This is a genomic window from Pseudacidovorax intermedius (assembly GCF_001476815.1).
Lineage (GTDB): Bacteria > Pseudomonadota > Gammaproteobacteria > Burkholderiales > Burkholderiaceae_C > Xenophilus > Xenophilus intermedius_A.
Window position 1 is genome coordinate 1 of record NZ_LDSL01000149.1, and the last position, 24,894, is coordinate 24,894.

Here is a 24,894-nt window from a genome sequence, read left to right on the forward strand (position 1 = left end):
TGTTCGCCGGCCGCGGGCCGGTGCAGGTGCAGGCGCACCAGGGCGAGGTGGTGCTGGTGGCGCACAAGGACGTGCGCATCACCAGCGTGGAGGGACGCATCCGCATCCAGGCCAAGAAGAAGGTCGTGCTCATCGGCGGGGGCAGCTACACCGAGTGGAGCGCCGAAGGCATCCGCCACGGCACCGCCGGCAGTTGGCAGGAGCATGCGGCCATGCATGCGCAGGTCGGGCCCATGAGTCGGCCGGTGGAAACGCGCGCGTTCGAGGCGGCCAACCTCTACCAGGCCCATTACGTCCTGCGCAGCCAGCGGGACCACGCGGTGCTCGTGCACCACCCCTACAAGCTCACCCTGCCCTCGGGCGAGACCTGGGTCGGCCGCACGGACGACCGCGGCCAGACCGCCACGGCCTTCACCCGCAATCCCGACGAGGTCCATCTGCAAGCCCTCGACACGCGGCCGCCGCAGCAGGAGCCCTGGCACCTCAGTGGCGGCGACAGCCCCGCCATCCAGGCGGACTACCGGGACGACGAGTCCACGCTTCCCCCGATCTGAACCGTTTCAAGGCCGACCATGACCGCTGTCTTTACCCCCGTTGCCTCCTGCCAGACCATCAAGGAGCGTGTCCCTCAGTACGTCGAACTGCCGCCTGGCACCAAGGGCTACCTTACCGAAAAAGTGCTCTATGCCCTGAGGACGCCCGAGAAGCGCCTGCGCATGCTGCCCGGCGGCCAGATGGTGGAGAGCTGGCTGAGGCAGATCGTGGTGAGCGGCACCATCAAGAGGGACGAGGAGGATGCGGACTACCGCTGGCTCTACAAGGCCGAGGTGAGCTTCGACATGTGGCCGGTGCGGCTCGATTCGGAGGCGGTGCCCATTCCTTTCCTGAGCAGCAATCGCGATCTGATCGCGCGGGATGGGCCGAACCGCCGGCACAGCAATAACCCCTTCCCTCCCGGCTTCAGGGTGGGTCACCTTCGCCGACCGGACGTCATCATCGTGCGCAACAAGTCCGTGCGCTGGCCCGGCCGGGCGACGCAGGACCACACGGGCCAGTCCCACGCCGACAACCTGGAGCGGCTGGTCGAAATCAAGTTTCCCGGCGATGACTGGGGCAAAGGGCAGGAGAAGGCCTATCAGCGGATCGCGGGTGGTACCCATCGCATGTCGGTGCTGGACGTGTCCGACTGCGATGGCGATTTCGAGAAGGCCAAGCAGGCCGGTGCGGCACGTCCGGCGGCGCAGGCCGCAGGGGCGCCCGGGCCGCGGCGAGCCGCCCAAGACCCGTCGGCGGCTGGGGTGCCCGTGCGCGCCCCCATCCGCAGCACGAAGCCCATCGCCGAGAAGACGTGGTACGAGCCCTGGCTCAACGAGATGCCGCATAGGCTCACCGGGGTCGCGCGGGCTGTGGCCTCGCTGTGGAGCCAGGCCAAGGACGGCACGGCCGAACTGTCGGCTGCGGCCGGCGCCTGGGTCGGCCGTCACGCGCCATGGCTGGTGATGGTCGGGCGCTGGGCGCGCGAGGCGGCCACCGACACCTGGGTCTGGGTCGACCACGAGGGCGAGGTGATGTACCGCTACGGCGCGGCCCAGTTGCGTGCCATGTGGCGCGCCGTGCAGGAGGCCACCGACCTGACCTGGGACATGCTGCGCCAGATCGACTGGGGTCAGGTGCTGACCTACATGACGTACGCCGCCAAGGGCGTTGCCATCGTGGTCTTGACGCTGGGCGCGGCCTACATGGTGTGCGTGCTGGCCGCCCCGGTCTTCGCGGCCCTGGCGGCCCTGGTCGCCATCGTCGGCAGCTCGGGCACCGCCGCTTTGGCGGCCCTGGCAGCCATGCTGGGTGTGCAGCAGATGGCAGCCCAATGAACACCCACTCAGAGATCGAGTCCATGCAATCCAACGACCCCCGCCCCGTGCTCACCCCGCTGCAGGCCCATCTGCATCACGGCGACGCCATGACCCTGTACGCCCCGGACGGCGAGCGGCCCCTGGTGCTGCCCGGGGTGATCGGCACCGTGTTCTTCGAGCACGGGGCCAGACCCGAGGTACGCGCGGGCATCCTGCGCTGCTTCGACCGCTTCGAGGAACTGTTCGGCCAGGAGCTCAAGGGCGGCAAGGCCGCCGACCTGGCCAAGTTCTCCAGGAAGACGGCGGCCGGCCTGCAGTCCATCCGGCGCGCCATCGTCGAGACGCCGCCTTCAGGGGAGGTCAGCGTCGCGCGCGCCAGCGCCACCGACCAGGACACGGCGGCCGCCTACCAGATCGAAACGCTGACCAATACGGAATTCGAAGAGGAGGGCGTTGCGCCTGGCGGCCTCTTCGTTGCGCCCAAGGGCTTCGACGCCGGCTACTTGTCGTACATCAAGTTCCAGGTTCCTCTGCGCCTCGTCACGGACGACGAGGGCCTGAAGCTCTACGAAACCTTCCTGCGCTTCGTGTGTGCCAACTTGCCCGTGCGCGGCGGCTATGGGGGCTTGTCGCCGCTGCTGCCCTACAGTTACCACCGCTTCATGCCTGCAGAGTACGAACTGGCCAAGCGCTTCATCGGCCTGGAGATCGACAGCCGTGGCTTCGCTCAGAGCGACGAGTACATGACGACATCTCGCGAGCTCAGTGCGGCCGGCACGTTGAAGGCGTCCCATCCCTACCTCAAGCCCGGTGCGGACGTCACCCGCTGGGGCTTCATCAAGTCGGTGAACTGGTACACCGTTTTGGGCGACGTGTTCGTGGAGCGGCTGGGCGGCGAGGACAAGCTTCGGGCGGACCTCGCCCGCCCGGACATCGGCATCGAGCGCATCGGCCAGTGCGTGCTGATCCGTGCCGGGGCCTTCCCCCGCCTGGGCGCGCCCGAGGAGGGCAAGCCCGAGCCCTACGTTTTCGTCAACAGCGTGCTGCGAGTGCTGCGCAATCCCGAGCCCGATTCGCTGCACCTGCACATTCCCGACCTGGACCACGCCAACCCGACCGAGACCGTGCGCTGGGAAGCGCGCTTCGACCTGCCTGGCGCACCGCCGATTCCCAAGCCGCCCAAGTTCGTGCCGCCGCCCCGGCCGCCGGTCTCGCCGGCGCAGCCCATCGCCTACGCGGGCCAACCCTGCCCGCAAACAGGCGACTGGCAGGCGCCCCGGCTGCGCAACCGCATCGAGCGGGTCGAACGCGGCCAGCCCATGCCAGGGCCGGAGTTCACTTCTTCCGGGGCGGTCGTGTGGTTCCTGATGCGGTGATCCTGGAGGTCGATGCGCTGATGCAATCCAACGACCCCCGCCCCGTGCTCACGCCCCTGCAGGCCCACCTGCGTTACGGGGACGACATGACCTTGTACGCCCCGGATGGCGAGCGGCCCCTGGTGCTGCCCGGGGTGATCGGCACCGTGTTCTTCGAGCACGGGGCCAGACCCGAGGTGCGCGCGGGCATCCTGCGCTGCTTCGACCGCTTCGAGGAACTGTTCGGCCAGGAGCTCAAGGGCGGCAAGGCCGCCGACCTGGCCAAGTTCTCCAGGAAGACGGCGGCCGGCCTGCAGTCCATCCGGCGCGCCATCGTGGAGACGCCGCCTTCTGGGGAGGTCAGCGTCGCCCGCGCCAGCGCCACCGACCAGGACACGGCGGCGGCCTACCAGATCAAGACGCTGACCAATACGGAATTCGAAGAGGAGAGCGTTGCGCCTGGCGGCCTCTTCGTTGCTCCCAAGGGCTTCGACGCCGGCTACTTGTCGTACATCAAGTTCCAGGTTCCTCTGCGCCTCGTAACGGACGACGAGGGCCTGAAGCTCTACGAAACCTTCCTGCGCTTCGTGTGTGCCAACTTGCCCGTGCGCGGCGGCTATGGGGGCTTGTCGCCGCTGCTGCCCTACAGCTACCACCGCTTCATGCCCGCAGAGTACGAACTGGCCAAGCGCTTCATCGGCCTGGAGATCGACAGCCGAGGCTTCGATCAAAGCCGGGAGTACATGACGGCGTCGCATGAGGAGGATGCGGCCGGCACCTTAAAGGTGTCCTATCCCTACCTGAAGCCCGGCGCGGACGTCACCAGTTGGGGCTTCATCAAGTCGGTCAACTGGTACACCCTGCTGGGCGACGTGTTCGTGGAGCGGCTGGGCGGCGAGGACAAGCTTCGGGCGGACCTCGCCCGGCCGGACATCGGCATCGAGCGCATCGGCCAGTGCATGCTGATCCGTGCCGGGGCCTTCCCTCGCCTGGGCGCGCCCGAGGAGGGCAAGCCCGAGCCCTACGTCTTCGTCAACAGCGTGCTGCGGGTGCTGCGCAATCCCGATCCCGATTCCTTGCACCTGCACATTCCCGCCCTGGACCACGCCAACCCTGCCGAGACCGTGCGCTGGGAAGCGCGCTTCGACCTGCCTGGCGCACCGCCGATTCCCAAGCCGCCCAAGTTCGTGCCGCCGCCCCGGCCGCCGGTCTCGCCGGCGCAGCCCATCGCCTACGCGGGCCAGCCCTGCCCGCAAACAGGCGACTGGCAGGCACCCCGGCTGCGCAACCGCATCGAGCGGGTCGTGCGCGGCCAGCCCATGCCCGGGCCGGAGTTCACTTCTTCCGGGGCGGTCGTGTGGTTTCTGATGCGTTGAATCGGCTCCCGCGGCGGTGATGGGCCTGCGCTGCAATGGCCTACGCGTGTAAGGCTCAGGGTCTTCCCGATGCCGGGCGCCATGCACCCCGTATTCCTGCCAGATGAAACCCGCAGCGCGGGTTAGTCCCTAAATCGTCAGAATCGGTTCAGTTTCACGCAAGCCAACGGTCAGTCGTCCCCCAAAGAATCCGCCCACGGCCGCGATCCGCGGGCGTTTGCATAAACAGGAGACAGACACATGGCAGCCACACTGGATTCCCGCGGGGTGCCCGCGGCACCCCGGCCGATGTCGCAGGAGGAGAAGAAGGTCATCTTCGCCTCGTCGCTCGGCACCGTGTTCGAGTGGTACGACTTCTACCTCTACGGCTCGCTCGCGGCCATCATCGCCAAGCAGTTCTTCAGCGGCCTGGATGCGGGCGCGGCCTTCATCTTCGCGCTGCTGGCCTTCGCGGCGGGCTTCCTGGTGCGCCCATTCGGCGCCATCGTGTTCGGCCGCCTGGGCGACATGATCGGGCGCAAGTACACCTTCCTGGTCACCATCCTGATCATGGGCCTGTCGACCTTCATCGTCGGCGTGCTGCCCACCTACGCCGCCATCGGCGTGGCGGCGCCCATCATCCTGATCGTGCTTCGGCTGCTGCAGGGCCTGGCGCTCGGCGGCGAGTACGGCGGTGCGGCCACCTACGTGGCCGAGCATGCGCCGCACGGCAAGCGCGGCGCCTACACCTCGTGGATCCAGACCACGGCGACGCTGGGCCTGTTCCTGTCGCTGATGGTCATTCTGGGCACCCGCACGCTGCTGGGCGAGGACGCCTTCGCCAGCTGGGGCTGGCGCGTGCCCTTCCTGGTGTCGATCCTGCTGCTCGGGGTGAGCGTGTGGATCCGCCTGTCGATGAACGAGTCGCCCGCCTTCCAGAAGATGAAGGCCGAGGGCAAGACCTCCAAGGCGCCGCTGACCGAGTCTTTCGGCCAGTGGAAGAACCTCAAGATCGTGATCCTGGCGCTGGTGGGCCTGACGGCCGGCCAGGCGGTGGTCTGGTACACGGGCCAGTTCTATGCGCTGTTCTTCCTGACGCAGACGCTGAAGGTGGACGCCTCCACGGCCAACATCATGATCGCCATCGCGCTGCTGATCGGCACGCCCTTCTTCGTGATCTTCGGTTCGCTGTCGGACAAGATCGGCCGCAAGCCCATCATCATGGCCGGCTGCCTGCTGGCGGTGCTCACGTACTTCCCGGTCTTCAAGATGCTGACCGAGGCCGCCAACCCCGACCTGGCCCGCGCCCAGGCCAGCGCCGCCGTCACCGTGTCGGCCGACCCGGCGACCTGCTCCTTCCAGGGCAACCCGGTGGCGCGCGAGATCGATTTCAAGAGCTCCTGCGACATCGCCAAGCGCTTCCTGGTGCAGAACTCGGTGAGCTACGAGAACGTGGCCGCACCGGCGGGCTCTCCGGCCGTGGTCAAGATCGGCAGCAAGACGATCAACGCGCCCGCGGGCAACGTCGTGAACTCCAAGTTCGACGAGGACTCGGCCAAGTCCATCGCCGCCTTCAAGAAGGAAGTGGGCGACGACCTGAAGGCGGCCGGCTACCCCTCCAAGGCCGACCCGGCCAAGATGAACAAGGTCATGATGATCGTGCTGCTGACCTACCTGGTGCTGCTGGTCACCATGGTCTACGGCCCGATCGCGGCGATGCTGGTGGAGATGTTCCCCACGCGCATCCGCTACACCTCGATGAGCCTGCCGTACCACATCGGCAACGGCTGGTTCGGCGGCCTGCTGCCCACCACCGCCTTCGCCATCGTGGCGTCCACGGGCAACATGTACAACGGCCTGTGGTACCCGATCATCATCGCCGGCATCACGCTGGTGATCGGGACGCTGTTCATTCGCGAGACGAAGGACGTGGATATCTACGCAGCTGATTGAGAAGGGGTACCCCCCAAGCCGCTTCGCGGCTCCCCCCTGCCTGGCGCCTTCGGCTTGGAGGGGGGCGCACCCCCCGGCCCGGCAAAGCCGGTTCCGCGGGTGCACTGGCGCGGCCTGTTCCGCGGCCATCTGATTTCATCCTTATAGGAGACCCTTTTCATGTGGAAGATCGCTATTGGCTTCGTCGTGTTTGCCGCCGTTTCTCTGTTCGTGCTGATGCAGGCCGGCGACAAGGTGGAAATGGGGGGCGAGAAGCACGGCGGGGATGTGCAGCACGCGCCGGCCAAGTAAGCGCAGAACAGACGAGGCTTGGCGCTTCAACAGGCATCAATGACAAGGCCCGGCATTGCCGGGCCTTCTTCATGGATGGGAGCGCCTGCTGCGCGCTGTGTCGGATGGCCTCCGGCCCACCTATCTCGGCAGGGTGCCGCAGCCGATGGAAGCGGATGAATGCCTCCACCCAGCAGACGTAGGTTTCCTCGGTACGCAGGCTGTAGTGCATCAACCGCAGGCGTTCTCGCAACTGGTACCGCACCCGCGTTGCGCGCAGTGGCGGCGGAGCCTGATTGGGCCGCGGGCACAGGTATTTCCGAGAGGCCGCAACGGCCGGCACAACTGGCATCATGGTGCTCCTCAGGCGGCCAGCTCACCTCGGCGAGGTTGTTGTGGGTATGCCGCTTTTGGCGGAAATTTGGTGCTGCACAAAAGTACATTCAAACGGGAGAGTCTGATGGTGCGTCAACGGTTTGCGGTGACGCAATCGTGCCGATCTGGGGCGCAGTGTTTCTGCCTAGGTGGCGTTAGCTGTCTCCCGAGAACACGTTAGAGGTCGAAATCACCCGTGGACAGCAAGCAAGCCCTCGCCCTTTCCGCAAAGATTGCGGAACTTCAGTCCCTCATGGTGGCGTACGCCACGGATGGCAGAACCTCCGATCAGCCTTCAGCCTATCGTGAACTCTATGAAGACGTCACCTTAGGGCTAGAAGAGGCGAAGTACGCAAACCCAAATCCGCACAAATCGCTTGAAGCGTTCTACGCCCACTGCAAGCTACAGGAAATGAAGACGTATGCGAGCCGTCGCCTGTATGTCGGGGAACTTTACGCTGATGTGCTAATTGACCTCAAGCGCATTCAGCGGCACGCGCCTTCCCCCAGAAACTGGAGTAAGGCAAACGATGCGCTCGAAGATGAACTCTCCCCCGTCCGTGCTCAATGGCTAAAGGCGAAGAACTTCATCTACTCGTCCACTCCAGACTTCGAGAACTCGATCAAGGAATCAATCAGCGCCGTCGAGTCCTGCTTGATGATTCTGCTCAATGAACCAAGCGGAACGCTTGGCAAGATCATCAAGCAGGCAAAGCTTGATCCAGATATCGAGCGCCTCGTCAGTCAGGCCTACGGCTTTGCCAGCAACAAGGTGTTTGTCCGTCACGGCGGGACGACAGAATCGACCCTTACAAAGGCAGAGGCCGAGTTCTTTCTCGAGTTCGCGGCGTCGTCCATCGTATACATCACCCAAAAGCTCAAGCATGGCAACCGCGACCTCTAACCCCTCATTCAACGGCACGCTTGGCGGCGCCCGTTAATTCGAACGTTGGGCGTCACAGGAGTGTCTTCCATGTCACCACTCTTCAAGAAGCTCAACCTCAGTACGCAAGCGACGATCCACGTGCTGAATGCTCCAAGCTCGTTCGAGTCGGAGCTCGCAGCGTTGGAAGGCGTCGCGGTCAAGCGAACAATCTCGGGACCAGCCGAGTTCGCTATAGCTTTCGTGGTGACCCAGGCCGAACTCACCTCCGCCAGCTCAAAGTTGGCGAAGGCATGTGTGGGTGATTCCGTGCTTTGGATGGTGTATCCGAAGGGAGCATCAAAGAAGTACAAGTGCGAGTTCAATCGTGACTCAGGATGGCCAGCGCTCGGTGAAGCGGGATTCGAACCAGTCAGAATGGTCGCCGTGGATGAGGACTGGTCAGCGCTCCGCTTTCGCAGGGTCGAATACATCAAGGTCATGGCACGCAACCCCGCAGGTGCAATCTCAACGGCCGGCAAGCGCAAGGCCGCCGCGAATGACGCCTAACCCCTCGCTCAAGCGGAGCGCCAACGGCAGGCCACCAGGCCCGGTCTGGCGGTACGCGGTACATTTTCGCCAGCCTGGGCCTGACGTCCTGCTGTCGTCGCCCGCTTAGCTCAAACGTTAGGCGGCAAAGGGAACCATGGCCTCACGGCAACCAGAGTCGAGCGCGGCCCTCCCTGAGTGGCCGAGAGCTCTGTTCTCGCAGTTCTTGGACAAAAACGAGCGCTTGGTGCACGTCCTGCGCCTGTCGATAGGCGGGATTTCCATGGTTCGTGGGCGTCACAACGCTCTCAAGGTGCTTGCAGAGGTAGACGGCAAGCTTGATGACGCCGCTCTTGAGCTGAAGCGTGCGGAAGAAGACAAGGAGCTCGCTCAGCGCGAGGTCGACAATGACTTTCCGTTGCTCCACGAACAGGCGACCATTGCACTGTGGAGTTCCTTGGAGGCGTTGGTCCGCTCGTTCGCGGCCAAGTGGCTTGAGAACACTCCGCAGGCCTGGACGTCGGAGGCGATTAAGAAGCTGCGGGTGCGCGTTGGCGAGTACGAATCCCTGGAGCCGACCGATAGATGCCTGTGGATCGTTGATTTGCTCGACCAGGAGGTCGGAGGGCCACTCCGCAACGGAGTGACGCGGTTCGAGAGCCTCCTGGAGCCCTTCGGTCTCTCTGGTGCGCTTGAGCAGGACCACCAAAGGACGCTGTTCGAGCTGTCACAGGTCAGGCACGCGCTCGTTCACCGCTCTGGCATAGCCGACCGGCGGCTAGTTGATGCGTGTCCGTGGCTGGGTCTGAAGCCAGGCGACAACCTGAATGTCAGCCATGCCATGTGGCGCAAGTATCAGGACGCAGTCTCACACTATGTCCTGGAGATCATTCAGCGCGTTCGCGTCCACTACGGTCTGGGCCGCTACGAAGTCAAGCCTTCACCGCCCAGTTAGTCGGTTGCCGCCTAACCCCTCGCCGGAACCGACGCCCACCGCCATGGCACTTGGCCCGCTTCTGGGCTTAGGTCATCATCCGTCCAGCGGGCCAAGCGCCATGTCGGCGTGCGCGGCTCAGCTCGAACGTTAGGCCGCAAAGGAACCAATCATGCCCTTTTGGTTTATTGTCGCGAAGGAAATTATTGGCGTCGCCAAGGACTTAGCAACGCTACTAGCGGCATGTGCAGCACTTATCTACTTCGGATACAAGGTATTCGCCGGCTGGTTACTGCTCAATCTAACAGTCGGACTTAAGCATGAGCGGCAGTCATCATTGGGAGAGGACGATCACCTGGTCGTGGATGTCTCCCTCGCAAAGGGCAAAGTTGATTCGGCGCGCGTGCTCGATGCTGAACTGCGATTGACTGCCGTTGGACGCACGGATATTGCGCCGCTTTTCCGCGTGTTGGGATCAACAGGAAGACTGAGGTATCCAGCTGGCGAGCGAGTCAAGTGGGAGGAGCCGGACACTGAGAATCCAACTCTCACCCTATCGACCGAAGAGACCCTCAATCTCAGCGAGCACTTTCGAATCAAGCCGGGCGTCGTCTATCGCATCGAAATCGTAGTCAAGGGTGACCGCTTTCGCGATCGCTTACTTCCGTCCTTGTCGCAATGGCGCGCCGCTGCCATCTCCTTGCCAAAGGAGCCGAAGGTTGAGAGTGCGGCCTAACCCTTCGCTGGAGGCGGCAGCCGCCCGCCAAGCCGGCGTCTGCGCCTCAGCTCAAACGTTAGGCATCTGAAAGGCGCGCATGTCCGAGACCGGCGAGAAAGCTACCCCGTTTACCTCAGGCACGAAGCTGTACCACGAGCGCGCAAAGCGCGCTCTCCCGCTTCTTGTGCGTCAAGCAGAAGCCGGCCAGACAGTTGCGTATTCGGACTTGGCAGACGAGCTTGAAATGCCGAATGCCCGGAACCTCAACTATGTCCTCGGCAGCATCGGAGAAACGCTTGAGGCCCTGTCCAAATCATGGCCACAACGCATTCCACCGATTCAGTGCCTCGTGGTCAACAAGGAGACCGGTTTGCCAGGCGAAGGCGTTGGATGGTTCTTGGTCGACAAGGCTGACTACGCGAAGCTGCCGCTGGCTAAGAAGCAAGCGGTCATCAAGGCTGAACTAAGTCACATCTCTGCATATCCGCACTGGCATCAAGTTCTTGCGGCGTTCGGCCTACCCCCGGTCTCGCAGGACTACGGCGCACTCCTCCAGCAGGCAGCCGCCTTTCGCGGCGGCGGCGAGAGCGAAGATCATCGTCGTCTCAAAGAGTACGTTGCTCAACATCCGGAACTCGTGGGACTACCTTCTTCATCCGCAAGAGGCGATACCGAACACTCTCTCCCGTCTGGCGATTCGCTCGACGTCTCCTTTAGTCATGCAGACGAGTGGGTCGCAGTTGAGGTGAAGTCTGCACGCTCGCCGATTCAAGATGTCGTCCGCGGTCTGTACCAGTGCGTCAAGTACCGGGCGGTCATGGAGGCTGTTTTGGCCGCCCAATCCCGCAGGGCGAGCGTTCGGGCAGTCCTGCTTCTTGAATCTGCCTTGCCTGGGACACTTGTCGCGCTCCGGAATACGCTCGGAGTCCAAGTGCTCGAACGCGTCACTCGCGCAGATGCCTAACCCTCGCTCGAGCGGACCTCCGCCGGCGGCGGCCCGCTCAGCTCGAACGTTGTCCCGCAACAGGGGAATGAGGCCACGCTGACGTACCGCCAGCGCGGCGGCAATTCAATACGCGGGGGTGCGCAGCCGCCCGGTGGCCAGAAACTCTTCCACATTCGCCAGCACCAGATCGCCCATGGCCCGGCGGGTCTGTGCGGTGGCGCTGCCGATGTGCGGCAGCAGCACGACGTTGTCCATCTCCATCAGCGCGGCCGGCACCTGCGGTTCCTGGTCGAACACGTCCAGCGCTGCCCCGCCGAGGCGCCCGTGCTGCAGGGCCAGGACCAGCGCGGCCTCGTCGATGACCGAGCCGCGCGCGATGTTGACCACGATGCCCTGCGGGCCCAGCGCATCGAGCACCCGCGCATCGACGAGATGGCGCGTGGCCTCGCCGCCGGCGCAGGCCACGATCAGGAAGTCGGCCCAGCGGGCCAAGTCCACCAGCGAGGGCTCGTGCGTCCAGGCCACGCCCTCGCGCGGCGTGCGCGTGTGGTAGCGGATGTCCATGTCGAAGCCGGCGAAGCGGCGGGCGATGGTCTGGCCGATGCGGCCCAGGCCCAGGATGCCCAGCTTGCGACCGCTCACGCGCGTGCCCAGGGCGCCGGGTCCGATGCGCGGCCAGTCGCCGCGGCGCACCAGGCGTTCGGCCCGGCCCATGCCGCGGGCGGCGTCGATCAGCAGGCCGACGGCCAGGTCGGCCACGCAGTCGTTGAGCACGTCGGGCGTGTAGCTCACGGCCACGGCGCGGGCCTTGGCGGCCTCCAGGTCGAGCGCGTCCAGGCCCACGCCCAGGCTGCAGATGGCGCGCAGTTTGGGCAGGGCCTCGATCAGCGCGGCATCGGCGCCGTCGGTGGCGGTGGTGACGACCATCTCGAGGCGGTCGGCATGGGCGCGGGCGGTGGCCAGCAACTGGTCGGGCGTCGGTGCGGCCACGCAGGCATGGCGGTCCTGAAGCACGGCCTTGAGCGGCGGCGGCAGCTGGGCCGAAAGCAGCAGCAAGGGCGCGGCCGGCGATGCCGATGCCCCGCCTTCGTGGTCGGGCTGCACGCTCGCCATCGCAGCCGCGCCGTCGTTCGTTGGACGGCCTTGGGCGCGAATGCCATCCGCCGTGGAGGGGCCGCCGCTCATGCCTTCACCCCGCTGGCCGCAGTCAGTGCCGCGAAGTCCACTTCGCGCAGGATGGCGGTGGTCTGCTGCTGCACATGGTCGTCGGCCAGGCTGCGGCGCTTGTAGGCCAGCCAGCGCGGATCGGCCTCCATCGCGGCGCGGCGCGCGTCGCGGTCCGCGAAGTCCTTGTAGCGCCAGGCATGGACCACCTGGTTCTGCTCGCCGATCTCGCTGACGGCATAGAGCGCCGGCTCGCCCAGGTGCTCGACCTGAACGGCATAGCCTTCGGCGGCATAGCGGGCGACGAAGTCGCGCGTGGTGGCGATGCGCAGGGTGTAGGTACGCAGTTCGATGATCATGGGCGAGATGGGAGCGGGATAGGGACGAGGGGCGCGCCTCAGGCGGCGCCGGGCAGGCAGCGTTCGATCAGCACGTCGAGCGACGGGTCGGGCACGAAGCCCAGCGAGCGCGCGAGAGCGGTGTCCACGCTCGGCCAGCGGGCGAACTGCGGAATGATGGCCGGGTCGGGCGCATAACTCAGTCGCTGCGACACCTCCACGCCGAAGCGGCGCATCAGCGCGGCCACCACCTCGGCCACCGACACGTGCAGCGAGGGCAGCGTCCAGGCGCGGGTGGCGGGCAGGCGCTCACCGTCGATGCAGGCGGCATGGATCAGCGCCTCCACGCAGGCGGGCAGCGACAGCAGCCACAGCGTGCCTTCGGCATCCACCGGCGACTCGTAGCTGCGGCCGGCCGCCAGTTCGCGGATCAGGTCGCTGGCGAAGGCCGACAGCGCGCCGTTGGGCAGGCCGGGCCGCGCCACCACGCTGGGCAGGCGGGGCGACCGGCCGTCGATCCAGCCGCGGCGGCTGTAGTCGGCCAGCAGGATCTCCAGCATGCGCTTGTGGGCGCCATAGGACATGGTGGGCACGATGGGCGTGGCGTCGTCGATGTGCGGTGGCAGCGGCAGGCCGAAGACGCCGATGGAGCTGGTCTGCACCAGCCGCGGCGTCCTGCCGGTGGCGGCGTGCTGGCGCCGCAGGTCCTCGAAGAGCGCCAGCGTGGCGCGCAGGTTGACCGTGAGGCCCAGCTCGAATTCGCGCTCAGCCTGGCCGCTGGTGATGGCGGCGAGGTGGAAGACCACGTCGGGCGGCGCGGCCAGGGCCTGAGCGCGCACGGCGTCGTCGGCGACGGAGCCGCGCAGCTGGGTGAGTCGGGGGTGCGCGGGCAGGTCGAGCGCAAGGTCCACCGCCACGAGCTGCGTGAGCGGCAGCGCATCGACGCCGGCCAGCAGCCGGCGCACAAGGGCCTGGCCGACGAAACCGCCGGCGCCGGTGACGAGGATGCGGGTCATGCGGCGGTCCTCGTCATGGGCACGCCGGTGGCGCGGGTGAAAAGCGGGGCGGGGTTCATGAGATCAGTCCTTGTTGGCGCAGTGGGTCTGCCCAGGCCAGGCCTTCGGCGGCCGTGCTGCGCGGCTTGTATTCGCAGCCCAGCCAGCTGTCGTAGCCGGCGTCGGGCAGGGCGGTGACGGCGGCCAGCAGGCCGTCGCGGGCGAGGTCGGGTTCGTGCCGGTCGGGCGAGCCCGCCAGCTGCACATGGCCGATGACGCCGCGGCAGCGGGCCAGCTCGTCGGCCAGGTCCAGGCCTTCCTTCACGCAGTGGTACAGGTCGAACTGCAGGCGCAGCCGCGGCGAGTCGAAGGCGCGGATCACGTCCAGCGCCTGCTCTGGCAGCCAGTAGAAATAGCCGGGCATGTCGATGCGGTTGAGCGGCTCCAGCATCAGCACCAGGTCGTCGGCCTCGGCCTGCCGGATGGCGTGGGCCAGGTTCTGGTCCATCGCCTGGCGGCAGGCCTGCCGGTCGTGGCCGCGGCAGTCGCCGGCCATCACGTGGATGCGGCGCGAGCCGGTGGCCTCGGCGACGGCACGCGCCCGGTCGAAGGCCTCGCGGAACTCGGCCTGGGCGCCGGGCACGGCGGCCCAGCCCAGGCGGCCGGGACTGTCGGGCCGCACGGGCGTGTTGTGCAGCACCGCCGTCAGGCCGTGGGCGCGCAGCGCGTCGCCGTACCAGGCGGGCGGCTGCTCGTAGGGCTGCAGCATCTCGACCCCGGCGAAGCCGTCGGCTGCTGCGGCGGCGAAGCGTTGGTCGAGCGGAAGGTGGCCGTAGAGCCACTCCAGGTTGGCATTCAGTTGCATGAGGCGTGGGTCAGGCAAGAGGCGTGAGGGGGCGAACGGCCGCGAAGCAGGCCGCGCCGGTGCACCGCGCGCGGAGTCGGCTTGGCCGGGCAGGGTGCGGCTTCATGTCTGCCCGGCCTGCGCCAGGAAGGCGTCCAGCCGCTGCGGCGTCATCAGCGCGACCACGGCGGACAGCTCGGCCTCGCCCAGGCCCATGGCGTCGGCCATGCGCAGCACCTGCTGCACGGCGCCGGTCACCGGCATGGGCGCGCCGCTGTCGCGGGCGACGGCGGCCACGGTGTCGATGTCCTTCAGCATGGTGGCGAGGGCGCCGATGATCTGCGGCTGGGCCTGCGCCATGCGTGGCGCGAAGACCTGCAGCGGCTTGGAGTCGGCCCAGCCACCGGCCAGCGCCGGTGCCAGCCGCTCGATGGCGATGCCGTTGCGCTCGGCGAAGCCGATGGCCTCGGCCAGCGCCACGACGGCGGTGGCCACCAGCGTCTGGTTGCACAGCTTGGTGGCCTGGCCGGCGCCGCTGCCGCCCATGTGGGTGATGTTGCCGGCATAGGCGCGCAAGGCGCCGAAGGCCTCATCCAGGTGGGTGGCCTCGCCGCCGACCATGATGGCCAGCGTGCCGGCCTCCACGCCGCCGATGCCGCCGGAGACCGGCGCGTCCAGCCAGTGCGCGCCGCTGGCGGCCTGCAGCCGGGCGGCGAAGTCGCGCGTGCGCTGCGGATGGATGCTGGAATGGTCGGCCAGCCAGCGCAGGCCTGGCACCTGGGCCAGGCCGTCGGTGCCGAAGACCACGGCCTCGACCGCGTCGGCGTCGAACAGGCACATCAGCGCGCCGTCGGCACCTTCAGCGGCTGCCGCGGGTGTCGGGGCCACCTGCGCGCCCAGCGCAGCCAGCGGTGCGGCCTTGGCGGGCGAGCGGTTCCACACGCGCACGGTGTGGCCGGCGGCCAGCAGGCGGCGGACCATGGGGGCGCCCATCAGGCCCAGGCCGCAGAAGGCCAGGGTCAGCGGGCGTTGGGCGGCGGGCGCGTTCATCGCTCAGCCTTTCGGGGCGCGCGGCTCATCGTCAGGTGGCCGGTGCTCATCGCTGCGCGTCCTTGTCGCCCAGGCCTTCGCCGAGCGACGGCACCTGGTCCTCTTCGGGATAGGGCCAATCGACGCAGCCCGAATGCGTGACGGCGCCCAGGTGGGTGGGGCCGACCAGCTTGGCGTACTTCTCCAGCGCGCCGGCCAGGCGCTCGCGCTGGAAGGGCTTGGCCGCAGCGCGCCGGCGTTCGAGTTCTGCCTCGTCGACGTCCAGCACGATGCTGCCCGCCGCCGCGTCGATGCGGATGCGGTCGCCGTCCTGCACCAGGGCAATGGGCCCGCCGGCCGCCGACTCGGGGCTGGCGTAGCCGATGCACATGCCGCGCGTGGCGCCGGAGAAGCGGCCGTCGGTCAGCAGCGCCACCTGCTCGCCGCGGCCCTGGCCGTAGATGGCGGCGGTGACGGCCAGCATCTCGCGCATGCCGGGGCCGCCGCGCGGGCCTTCGTTGCGGATCACCAGCACGTCGCCCGGCTCGTAGGTTTGGGCGGCGACGGCCTTCATGCAGTCTTCCTCGGTCTCGAACACGCGGGCACGGCCGTCGAACTGCAGCGACTTGAGGCCGGCGATCTTGATCAGGGCACCGTCCGGGCAGAGGTTGCCCTTGAGCACCACCAGCCCGCCCGACGCGTGAAAGGGCGCGGACGACTCCCGCACGATCCGCCCGTCCGGGCCGGGAAAGGCCGCCAGCTCCTCGGCCAGCGTGCGGCCGGTGACGGTCATGGTGTGGCCGTGCAGGTGGCCGCTCTGCAGCAGCGCATTGAGCACCACCGGCACGCCGCCGATGACGTTCAGGTCCTTGGCCAGGTAGCGGCCGCCGGGCGACAGGTCGGCCACCAGCGGCGTGCGCTGGAACACGCGCGCCACGTCGTCGAAGGTGAAGACGATGCCGGCCTCGTGCGCGATGGCGGGAATGTGCAGCGCCGCGTTGGTGCTGCCGCCGGTGGCCGCGACGGCGGCGCAGGCGTTCTCCAGGCTCTCGCGGGTGATCAGGTCGCGCGGCAGGGGGCCGCCGTTCTCCAGGATCTGCATCACGCGCAGGCCGGCGCGGCGGGCCAGCGCCAGGCGCTCGCTGTAGACGGCCGGGATGGTGGCGGTGCCCAGCAGCGACAGGCCCAGCGCCTCGCCCACCATGGCCATGGTGTTGGCCGTGAACTGGCCCGGGCAGGCGCCGACGGTCATGGCGCAGGTGCGCTCGATCTGGTCCAGCTGCTTGAGCGTGATGGCGCCGGTCTGGTGGCGGCCGGTGCCCTCGATGGCGGTGAGCACCGTGCGCTCCTCGCCCTCGGGCGAATAGCCCGGCAGCATCGAGCCGCCGTAGACGAAGACCGAAGGCACGTTCAGCCGCACCATGGCCATCATCATCCCGGGCAGCGTCTTGTCGCAGCCGCCGAAGGTGACCAGGCCGTCGTAGGCATGCCCGCGCACGGCCAGCTCCACGCTGTCGGCGATCAGTTCGCGCGACAGCAGGCTCATGCGCATGCCGTCGTGGCCCATGGAGGTGCCGTCGGACACCGAGATGGTGGTGAAGCTCACCGGATGCCCGCCGCCCTCGGCCACGCCCAGGCGGGCGTAGTCGGCCTGCGGGCCGAGCGACTTGGAGCAGGGCGTGTTGTCGCCGGCGGTGCTGACGATGCCGACCAGCGACTTGGCGAGCGTCTCGTCGTCCATGCCGGTGGCGCGCAGGAAGCCGCGGTGGGCGGCGCGGCCCGGGCCTTCGGTGACGGCGCGGGAACGGTGCTTGTGCAGGGAGCGGGGATTGTTGGTCATGGTGGGGTGTGGCGGCGGGTCAGGCCAGTTCGGGATCGAGCCGGTCGAAGACCCAGCTCACGTCCTGTTCGATGCAGCGGCGGGCGGCCGTGGCGTCGCCGGCGCGCAGGGCCGCGACGGCCTTCTCGTGCAGCCGGTCGGCCGGCTGCTCCTCGGAATGCAGGTATTCGCGGGTGGCGCGCAGGTAGGCGCCCGACTGCAGCCACAGGCTCTCGATCATGGCGATGAGCACCGGCGACTGCGCCGCCTGGTAGATGGTGAAGTGGAAGATCAGGTTCAGCTCCAGGCTGGTGGCCACGCCCTCGCGCGTGCGCCGGGCCTGGGTGATGCCGCGGGCCATGGCGTCCAGGTCGTCGAGTTGGGCGGTGGCCAGGTGCGGCGTGGCCCATTCGGTGGCCTGGCCTTCGGCCAGTACCCGCACGCGGCGGATGTCGGCCAGCCGCTCGCGGGTGATCAGCGGCACCCGCGTGGTGCCGTTGGGCAGCGGCTCCAGCGCCTGCTGGGCGACCAGTCGGCGCAGCGCCTCGCGCACGGGCATGGTGCTGGTGCCCAGCGCGTCGGCCAGGTACTGGATGCCCAGCGGCTGCCCGGCGCGGAACTCGCCGTGCATCAGCTTGTTGCGCAGCGCCTGGTAGACCGACTCGTTGACGGACGAGCGGGCAATGGGCGTCAGCAGGCCCAGCGGTTCGGGCAGCAGGTCGGCGGAGCGGATGTCCATCGGGTCAGCTTTGATGTTTGATCAAATGTACAGGCAAGGGACGACGCATGGAATCGGCGTTATCCCGCGTGGAGGGGCCGGGCCGCCTCGCAACGTCATGCGCGTCCGGCAGGATCGGGCGTATTGGGGGCGAATTCACCCCCTCGCCGTCGCGCCCTAGCAGCTTGCGCGCCAGGCGGCGTGCCTGCCGACGCCGGGCCTGCAAATCCACCTGCCAGCACTGACAGGGAGGCATTCCTAGAATCCTCCGCCCCCATCTCCAAGGCACGCATGACACAGGGTTCCATCCGCATCCGCGGCGCTCGCCAGCACAACCTCCGCAACCTCGATCTGGACATCCGCACGGGCGAGATGACGGTGGTCACCGGGCCCAGCGGCTCGGGCAAGTCCAGCCTCGTGTTCGACACCCTGTATGCCGAGGGCCAGCGCCGCTATGTGGAGACCTTCTCGGCCTATGCCCGCCAGTTCCTGGACCGCATGGACAAGCCGGCGGTCGACAAGGTGGAGGGCGTGCCGCCGGCCATCGCCATCGACCAGACCAACCCGGTGCGCAGCTCGCGCTCCACGGTCGGCACGATGACGGAGCTGAACGACCACCTGAAGATGCTGTTTGCGCGGGCGGCCCGGCTGTTCGACCGTGAGACCGCGCTGCCGGTGCGCCACGACACGCCCGACTCCATCTATGCCGAGCTGCAGGCGCGCGCCGCCGCGGCCGGCGATCCGCGCGTGGTCGTCACCTTCCCGGTCGAGCTGCCGGGCGGCACCAGCGAGGCCGAGGTCGAACAGTGGCTGTCGGCCAGCGGCTTCACCCGCGTGCATGCGCAGCGCGAGGTGGGCACGCCCACCGGCCCGCGCAAGGTGCTGGACGTGGTGGCCGACCGCTTCCGCATCGCCAACACCGAGCGGGCGCGGGTGATCGAGGCACTGGAGGTGGCGCTCAAGCGCGGCACCGGCCGCGTCACGGTGCATGCGCTGCCGGCGGAGGAGGGCGGCGAGGCCGAAACCTGGAAGTTCTCCACCGGCCTGCATTGCCCCGAGAGCGACATCCGCTATGCGGACCCGATCCCGTCGATGTTCAGCTTCAACTCGGCCGTGGGCGCGTGCGACACCTGCCGCGGCTTCGGCCGGGTGATCGGGGTGGACTTCAACCTGGTCATTCCCAACGACAAGCTGACGCTGCGCGCCGGCGCCATCAAGCCGATCCAGACGCCCGCTTGGCAGGAAGCGCAGGACGACCTGATGCGCCATGCCGAATCGGCCGGCATTCCGCGCGACACGCCCTGGAACAAGCTCACACCGGAGCAGAAGCACTGGGTGATCGAAGGCACGCCCAACTTCAAGGAAGGCAACTGGAACAAGCAGTGGTACGGCATCCGGCGCTTCTTCGGCTACCTGGAGAGCAAGGCGTACAAGATGCACATCCGCGTGCTGCTGTCCAAGTACCGCAGCTACACGCCCTGCCCGGCCTGCGGCGGCGCGCGGCTGAAGCTGGAAAGCCTGCTCTGGCGCGTGGGCGGCAAGGACGATGCCGACGCCGTCCTCGCATCAGCGAAGCGGTTCATGCCAGTCGGCGTGAAATGGTCGCGCGAACAGCTGGAGGCGCTGCCCGGGCTGTGCCTGCACGACCTGATGCTCATGCCCATCGAGCGGCTGCGGCAGTTCTTCGACCGGCTGGCGCTGCCGACCGGCGGCGTGGTGGAAGGCGAAGCCCAGGCGCTCAAGCTGCTGCACGAAGAGATCACCACCCGCCTGCGCTACCTGAACGACGTGGGCATCGGCTACCTCACGCTGGACCGCCAGAGCCGCACGCTTTCCGGCGGCGAAGTGCAGCGCATCAACCTGACCACCGCACTGGGCACCTCGCTGGTCAACACCCTGTTCGTGCTGGACGAGCCCAGCATCGGCCTGCACCCGCGCGACATGGACCGCATCACCCAGGCCATGCAGCGCCTGCGCGATGCCGGCAACACGCTGGTGGTGGTGGAGCATGACCCGGCCGTGATGATCGCCGCCGACCGCGTGATCGACATGGGCCCGGGCCCCGGCGCGCGTGGCGGGCAGATCGTGTTCGACGGCCCCGTCGACGCACTGCGCGGCGCCGACACGCTCACCGGCGAATACCTGGGCGGGCGCAAGCACATCGGCATGGGCTTCAAGCGGCTCGTGTCCGAGAACACGCCGCGGCTCATCCTGGAAGGCGCGCGCGAGCACAACCTGCAGGACGTGACGGTGGACATCCCGCTGCAGCGCCTGGTGGCCATCACCGGCGTCAGCGGCTCGGGCAAGTCCACGCTGATCCAGGACGTGCTGGCGCCGGCGCTGATGCGCCACTTCGGCAAGCCCACCGAGACCGCGGGCGCGCACGACCGGCTGCTGGGTGCCGATCACCTGTCCGACGTGGTCTTCGTCGACCAGTCGCCCATCGGCAAGACGGCGCGCTCCAACCCGGCCAGCTACGTCGGCGCCTGGGACGCCGTGCGCGAGATCTTCGCCACCGCGCCGCTGGCCCGGCAGCGCGGCTACACGGCGGCCAAGTTCAGCTTCAACTCCGGCGACGGCCGCTGCCCGACCTGCGGCGGCTCGGGCTTCGAACACGTGGAAATGCAGTTCCTGTCGGACGTGTACCTGCGCTGCCCGGATTGCGACGGCAAGCGCTACCGCCCGGAGATCCTCGACGTCACCATCGAACGCCCAAGAACCGTTCGCGCCGACAGCCTGGAGGCGACCGTCGGACGCCCCCACACCGCTCAGGCCGAGCCTGTCGAAGCCGGGTCGACCCGCTCGACGTCGCAAGCCCAGGACGCACCAGGCGCAGCCCGCATGGGCATGGGCGTCTACAACGTCGCCGACATCCTCGAACTCACCGTGGCCGAGGCCCTGGCCGTGTTCGCCAACGACCGCGAGGTGCAGCGCGTGCTGCAACCCATCGTGGACGTGGGCCTGGACTACGTGAAGCTGGGCCAGCCCGTGCCCACGCTGTCGGGCGGCGAGGCGCAGCGCCTCAAGCTCGCCGGCTTCCTGGCCGAGGCGGCCGGCGGCGGCAGCAAGTCGCGCCAGCCGCTGGCGAAGAAGGGCACGCTCTTCCTCTTCGACGAGCCGACCACCGGCCTGCATTTCGACGACATCGCGCGGCTGATGCGCGCGCTGCGCAAGCTGCTGGACGCCGGCCATTCGCTGGTGGTGATCGAGCACAACCTGGACGTGATCCGCGCCAGCGACTGGGTGATCGACCTCGGCCCCGAAGGCGGCGACGGCGGCGGGCGCATCGTCGCCCAGGGCACGCCCGAGCAGGTGCGCGAGATGCCGGGCACGCACACGGGCACGGCCCTGGCGGCCTACGAAACGGCGCTCGGGCCCGCGGCCCGGGTGGCGCAGGAGTCGGCCGTGCGCTACCGGCCGGTGCCCGCGCCGGGCCGCGATGCCATCGAGATCGTCAATGCGCGCGAGCACAACCTCAAGAACCTGAGCGTGGACATTCCGCGCGGCAAGTTCAGCGTGGTGACGGGGGTGAGCGGCTCGGGCAAGTCCACGCTGGCCTTCGACATCCTGTTCAACGAAGGGCAGCGGCGCTACCTGGAGTCGCTCAACGCCTATGCCCGCAGCATCGTGCAGCCGGCCGGCCGGCCGGAGGTGGACGCGGTCTACGGCATCCCGCCCACGGTGGCCATCGAGCAGCGGCTGTCGCGCGGCGGCCGCAAGAGCACGGTGGGCACCACGACGGAGGTCTGGCACTTCCTGCGGCTGCTGTACGTCAAGCTGGGCATTCAGCACTGTGTCTTCGACGGCGCGGCGGTGCAGCCGCAGACGCCGGACAGCATCGTGGCGCAGGTCATGCGGCAGTTCCGGGGCCAGCACGTCGGCCTGCTGGCGCCGCTGGTGAGCAACCGCAAGGGCGTCTACACCGAGCTGGCCGACTGGGCGCGTCCGCGCGGCTACACGCACCTGCGCGTGGACGGCCAGTTCCTGCCGACCACGGGCTTCCCGCGGCTGGACCGCTTCAAGGAGCACAGCATCGAGCTGCCCGTGGCCAGCGTGGACGTGCTGCCGTCGGAGGAATCGCTGCTGCGCCAGGCCGTGACCTCGGCGCTGGAGCATGGCAAGGGCGTGGTGCACGTCCTGTCCGACATCGGCGCGCTGGGGGCGGCGATGGCGGCGGGGCAGTCCACGGCCGGCATCGGCCAGGCGCACGTGTTCTCCACGCTGCGCGCCTGCCCGATCTGCGCCACCTCGTATGCGGAGCTCGATCCGCGCCTGTTCAGCTACAACAGCAAGCACGGCTGGTGCCCCGACTGCGTGGGCACCGGCGTCAAGCTCACGCGCGAACAGCGCAAGGTCTTCGACGACTCGGTGCTGGCCGACGACCAGCGCGGCCGCGAACAGACCTTCGCCGAGCCCGAGGCGGAGGACGTGGGCGACACCGTCTGCCCCACCTGCGAAGGCACCCGGCTCAATGCCACGGCGCGGGCCGTCAAGTTCGCCGGCGTCGGCATCGCCGAGATCGCGCGGCTGTCGGTGACGGACGTGCGGCGTTGGGTCGAGTCGCTGGCGCTGGAAGGGCGGCAGGCGGGCATCGCGCGCGACCTGATCCCCGAGATCCGCAGCCGCCTCGAGTTTCTGGAGGAAGTGGGCCTCGGCTACCTGACGCTGGACCGTGGCGCGCCCACGCTCAGCGGCGGGGAGGCGCAGCGCATCCGTCTCGCGGCGCAGCTGGGCAGCAACCTGCAGGGCGTGTGCTACGTGCTGGACGAGCCCACGATCGGCCTGCATGCACGCGACAACCAGATCCTGCTCGACGCCCTGCACAAGCTGGGCGACAAGGGCAACACGCTGGTCGTGGTCGAGCACGACGAGGACACCATCCGCCGCGCCGACCATGTGATCGACATCGGCCCCAGCGCCGGCAAGCGCGGCGGCCGGGTGGTCGCCCAGGGCACGGTGGACGAAATCCAGCAGGCGCAGGAGTCGCTCACCGGCCGCTATCTGCGCGATGCGATCCGCCATCCGCTGCATGCCCGGCGTCCGGTGTCGGACACGGCCGAGGAGGGCGAAGGCGCCGTCTCCTGGCTCGCCGTGGCCGGCGCGAACCTGCACAACCTGCAGTCGGTCAACGTGAGCATCCCGCTCAATCGCCTGGTGGTCGTCACGGGCGTCAGCGGCTCGGGCAAGTCCACGCTGGCGCGCGACGTGCTGCTCGACAACGTGCAGGCCATCGTGCAGCAGCGCATGACCAAGGCCGGCCGCGACGCCGACGCCGCCGGCAAACGCCCCCGCTGGGCGGGCTGCACCGGCATCGCGGGCTATGAAGAGATCGACCGCGTGCTCGAGGTGGACCAGACGCCCATCGGCAAGACGCCACGCAGCTGCCCCGCCACCTACATCGGCTTCTGGGACACCATCCGCAAGCTCTTCGCCGACACCCTGGAGGCCAAGGCCCGCGGCTACGGTCCGGGCCGCTTCAGCTTCAACACCGGCGAAGGTCGCTGTCCGGGTTGCGAAGGCGCCGGCGTGCGCACCATCGAGATGAGCTTCCTGCCCGACGTGAAGGTGCCCTGCGAGGTCTGCCACGGCGCCCGCTTCAACCCGGAGACGCTGGCGGTCACCTGGCGCGGCAAGAGCATCGGCGACGTGCTGCAGATGGAGGTGGACGAAGCCGTCGCCTTTTTCGCCAGCATGCCCAACATCAGCCATCCGCTGCAACTGCTCAAGGACGTCGGCCTGGGCTACCTCACGCTGGGCCAGCCGTCGCCGACGCTGTCGGGCGGCGAGGCGCAGCGCATCAAGCTGGTCACCGAGCTGAGCAAGGTGCGCGACGACGTCACCCGCCGCGGCAACAGGGCGCCGCACACCCTGTACGTGCTGGACGAGCCCACCGTCGGCCTGCACATGGCCGATGTGGAGAAGCTCATCCACGTGCTGCATCGCCTGGTCAATGCCAACCACAGCGTGGTGGTGATCGAGCACGACCTCGACCTCATCGCCGAGGCCGACTGGATCGTCGATCTGGGCCCCGAAGGCGGCTCCGGCGGCGGCCGCGTGGTGGCCACCGCGCCGCCGGAAGACGTGGTGGCCCTGGGCACGCACACGGGCGTAGCGCTCAAGCCGGTGCTGGCCCGCGGGCGCTGAGGGCGGCTGGGGGCCGTTCGTAGCAGCGCGGAGCCCGCGCTGCTTTCTCCTATAGCGAGTAGGCGAGCCTGCTCTGATATCCCCGCAAGGCTGCGCCGCCGATCAAGAGCGCGGCAGGTGTATTTCAGGGGCCGCTGTTCGCGCATTTCGGGAGCAGTCGCCAGCTCTCGGAGGGGCGTCCAGGGCCCAAAGTCCAGAGCCCGGAGCCCGGAGCCCGGAGCCCGGAGCCCGGAGCGTCGCCGCCTTTCCGCCCGCTGTCCCTCCTCTATCGATGCAGGCTCGAACCTTCAAGAGCGCGAGAGGCGTCTGAGCCACCACTATGAGTCGTTCTGCGAATCCGTCACCGTGCGCCGATAGCGCCATTGCAGATTCTTAAAAAGAATCTCGCGCAGGGCTTGCGCCTACAGCGCCCTGCCCCCTATACTGACAGGCTCGCTGCAAGAAACGCTGTGTTTGTGGATCTTGTAGCGACCTGTGATTGTGACGGCGGGATGTTTGAAAAAGCCTCTTGCAGCTCTTCAAAAAAGCGTGTCATAATCGAGGGCTCGACGCAAAGCAGCCGATTGGCTGTTGCGAGTCGAAGGGTTGATGGGGTGGCTGGTTTGCTGGCTGCCTCGAAAGACCCGAAAGGTTGACAGGTCTTTTAAAACACTGTCATAATAGAGGGCTTCGC

General features: G+C 67.9%; 19 protein-coding genes and 1 pseudogene. 12 read left to right on the forward strand and 8 right to left on the reverse strand.

Features of this window, described 5'->3' with window-relative positions:
• From NS331_RS21130 to NS331_RS27385, 6 genes are all read left to right on the forward strand, one after another.
• Window positions 1-554: DUF2345 domain-containing protein (locus NS331_RS21130; RefSeq protein ID WP_153012962.1), on the forward strand; the 554-nt coding region annotated here is incomplete at its 5' end.
• Window positions 555-572: 18 nt separating this feature from the next.
• On the forward strand, window positions 573-1,871 hold the full coding sequence (locus NS331_RS21135) for a VRR-NUC domain-containing protein (RefSeq protein ID WP_082702665.1): 1,299 nt from the start codon (window positions 573-575) through the stop codon (window positions 1,869-1,871).
• Window positions 1,872-1,894: 23 nt separating this feature from the next.
• Complete coding sequence (locus NS331_RS21140) at window positions 1,895-3,229, forward strand: type VI immunity family protein (RefSeq protein ID WP_082702669.1); 1,335 nt, start codon at window positions 1,895-1,897, stop codon at window positions 3,227-3,229.
• Between the two features lie 20 nt (window positions 3,230-3,249).
• Entirely contained in the window at window positions 3,250-4,584 is a 1,335-nt protein-coding gene (locus NS331_RS21145) for a type VI immunity family protein (RefSeq protein ID WP_153012963.1), read from the forward strand.
• Window positions 4,585-4,824: 240 nt separating this feature from the next.
• Complete coding sequence (locus tag NS331_RS21150) at window positions 4,825-6,516, forward strand: MFS transporter (protein WP_058643922.1); 1,692 nt, start codon at window positions 4,825-4,827, stop codon at window positions 6,514-6,516.
• A gap of 159 nt (window positions 6,517-6,675) precedes the next feature.
• Window positions 6,676-6,807, forward strand: a complete 132-nt coding sequence (locus tag NS331_RS27385) for a hypothetical protein (RefSeq protein ID WP_275936477.1) — start codon at window positions 6,676-6,678, stop codon at window positions 6,805-6,807.
• A 121-nt stretch (window positions 6,808-6,928) separates the two neighbouring features.
• Here the strand turns inward: NS331_RS27385 and NS331_RS27240 are convergent.
• Window positions 6,929-7,141 (reverse strand): annotated as a pseudogene (locus NS331_RS27240) (phage integrase N-terminal SAM-like domain-containing protein); the annotation flags it as partial.
• A gap of 216 nt (window positions 7,142-7,357) precedes the next feature.
• Here NS331_RS27240 and NS331_RS21155 point away from each other — a divergent pair.
• From NS331_RS21155 to NS331_RS25790, 5 genes are all read left to right on the forward strand, one after another.
• Window positions 7,358-8,065 (forward strand): hypothetical protein, encoded by a 708-nt coding sequence (locus NS331_RS21155; RefSeq protein WP_153012964.1) that lies wholly within the window; start codon window positions 7,358-7,360, stop codon window positions 8,063-8,065.
• A 69-nt stretch (window positions 8,066-8,134) separates the two neighbouring features.
• Window positions 8,135-8,593 (forward strand): hypothetical protein, encoded by a 459-nt coding sequence (locus tag NS331_RS25785; protein ID WP_082702667.1) that lies wholly within the window; start codon window positions 8,135-8,137, stop codon window positions 8,591-8,593.
• Window positions 8,594-8,798: 205 nt separating this feature from the next.
• Window positions 8,799-9,527 (forward strand): hypothetical protein, encoded by a 729-nt coding sequence (locus NS331_RS21160; RefSeq protein WP_206597354.1) that lies wholly within the window; start codon window positions 8,799-8,801, stop codon window positions 9,525-9,527.
• Between the two features lie 151 nt (window positions 9,528-9,678).
• The gene (locus tag NS331_RS26320; protein WP_153012966.1) at window positions 9,679-10,242 is read left to right on the forward strand and encodes a hypothetical protein; all 564 of its coding nucleotides are present in this window, start codon (window positions 9,679-9,681) and stop codon (window positions 10,240-10,242) included.
• Window positions 10,243-10,321: 79 nt separating this feature from the next.
• The gene (locus NS331_RS25790; RefSeq protein WP_082702668.1) at window positions 10,322-11,188 is read left to right on the forward strand and encodes a hypothetical protein; all 867 of its coding nucleotides are present in this window, start codon (window positions 10,322-10,324) and stop codon (window positions 11,186-11,188) included.
• A 105-nt stretch (window positions 11,189-11,293) separates the two neighbouring features.
• On the opposite strand, the gene NS331_RS21165 is transcribed toward NS331_RS25790, so the two are convergent.
• From NS331_RS21165 to NS331_RS21195, 7 genes are all read right to left on the reverse strand, one after another.
• Entirely contained in the window at window positions 11,294-12,283 is a 990-nt protein-coding gene (locus NS331_RS21165; RefSeq protein WP_058643925.1) for a 2-hydroxyacid dehydrogenase, read from the reverse strand.
• Between the two features lie 68 nt (window positions 12,284-12,351).
• On the reverse strand, window positions 12,352-12,693 hold the full coding sequence (locus tag NS331_RS21170) for an NIPSNAP family protein (RefSeq protein ID WP_058643926.1): 342 nt from the start codon (window positions 12,691-12,693) through the stop codon (window positions 12,352-12,354).
• Window positions 12,694-12,731: 38 nt separating this feature from the next.
• Window positions 12,732-13,688: an NAD-dependent epimerase/dehydratase family protein gene (locus NS331_RS21175; protein ID WP_058643927.1), complete on the reverse strand. Its 957-nt coding sequence runs from the start codon at window positions 13,686-13,688 to the stop codon at window positions 12,732-12,734.
• 55 nt (window positions 13,689-13,743) lie between these two features.
• Complete coding sequence (locus NS331_RS21180; protein ID WP_058643928.1) at window positions 13,744-14,532, reverse strand: hydroxypyruvate isomerase family protein; 789 nt, start codon at window positions 14,530-14,532, stop codon at window positions 13,744-13,746.
• Between the two features lie 102 nt (window positions 14,533-14,634).
• Window positions 14,635-15,561 (reverse strand): NAD(P)-dependent oxidoreductase, encoded by a 927-nt coding sequence (locus tag NS331_RS21185; RefSeq protein ID WP_153012967.1) that lies wholly within the window; start codon window positions 15,559-15,561, stop codon window positions 14,635-14,637.
• Window positions 15,562-15,607: 46 nt separating this feature from the next.
• Window positions 15,608-17,380: a dihydroxy-acid dehydratase gene (gene ilvD / locus NS331_RS21190; protein ID WP_058643929.1), complete on the reverse strand. Its 1,773-nt coding sequence runs from the start codon at window positions 17,378-17,380 to the stop codon at window positions 15,608-15,610.
• Window positions 17,381-17,399: 19 nt separating this feature from the next.
• Window positions 17,400-18,098 carry a GntR family transcriptional regulator gene (locus tag NS331_RS21195; protein WP_058643930.1) on the reverse strand — a complete coding sequence of 233 codons (699 nt, stop codon included), beginning with the start codon at window positions 18,096-18,098 and terminating at the stop codon, window positions 17,400-17,402.
• Between the two features lie 270 nt (window positions 18,099-18,368).
• Between NS331_RS21195 and NS331_RS21200 the strand changes: the two genes are divergently transcribed.
• Complete coding sequence (locus NS331_RS21200; RefSeq protein WP_058643931.1) at window positions 18,369-24,221, forward strand: excinuclease ABC subunit UvrA; 5,853 nt, start codon at window positions 18,369-18,371, stop codon at window positions 24,219-24,221.
• Window positions 24,222-24,894 lie beyond the last annotated feature (673 nt).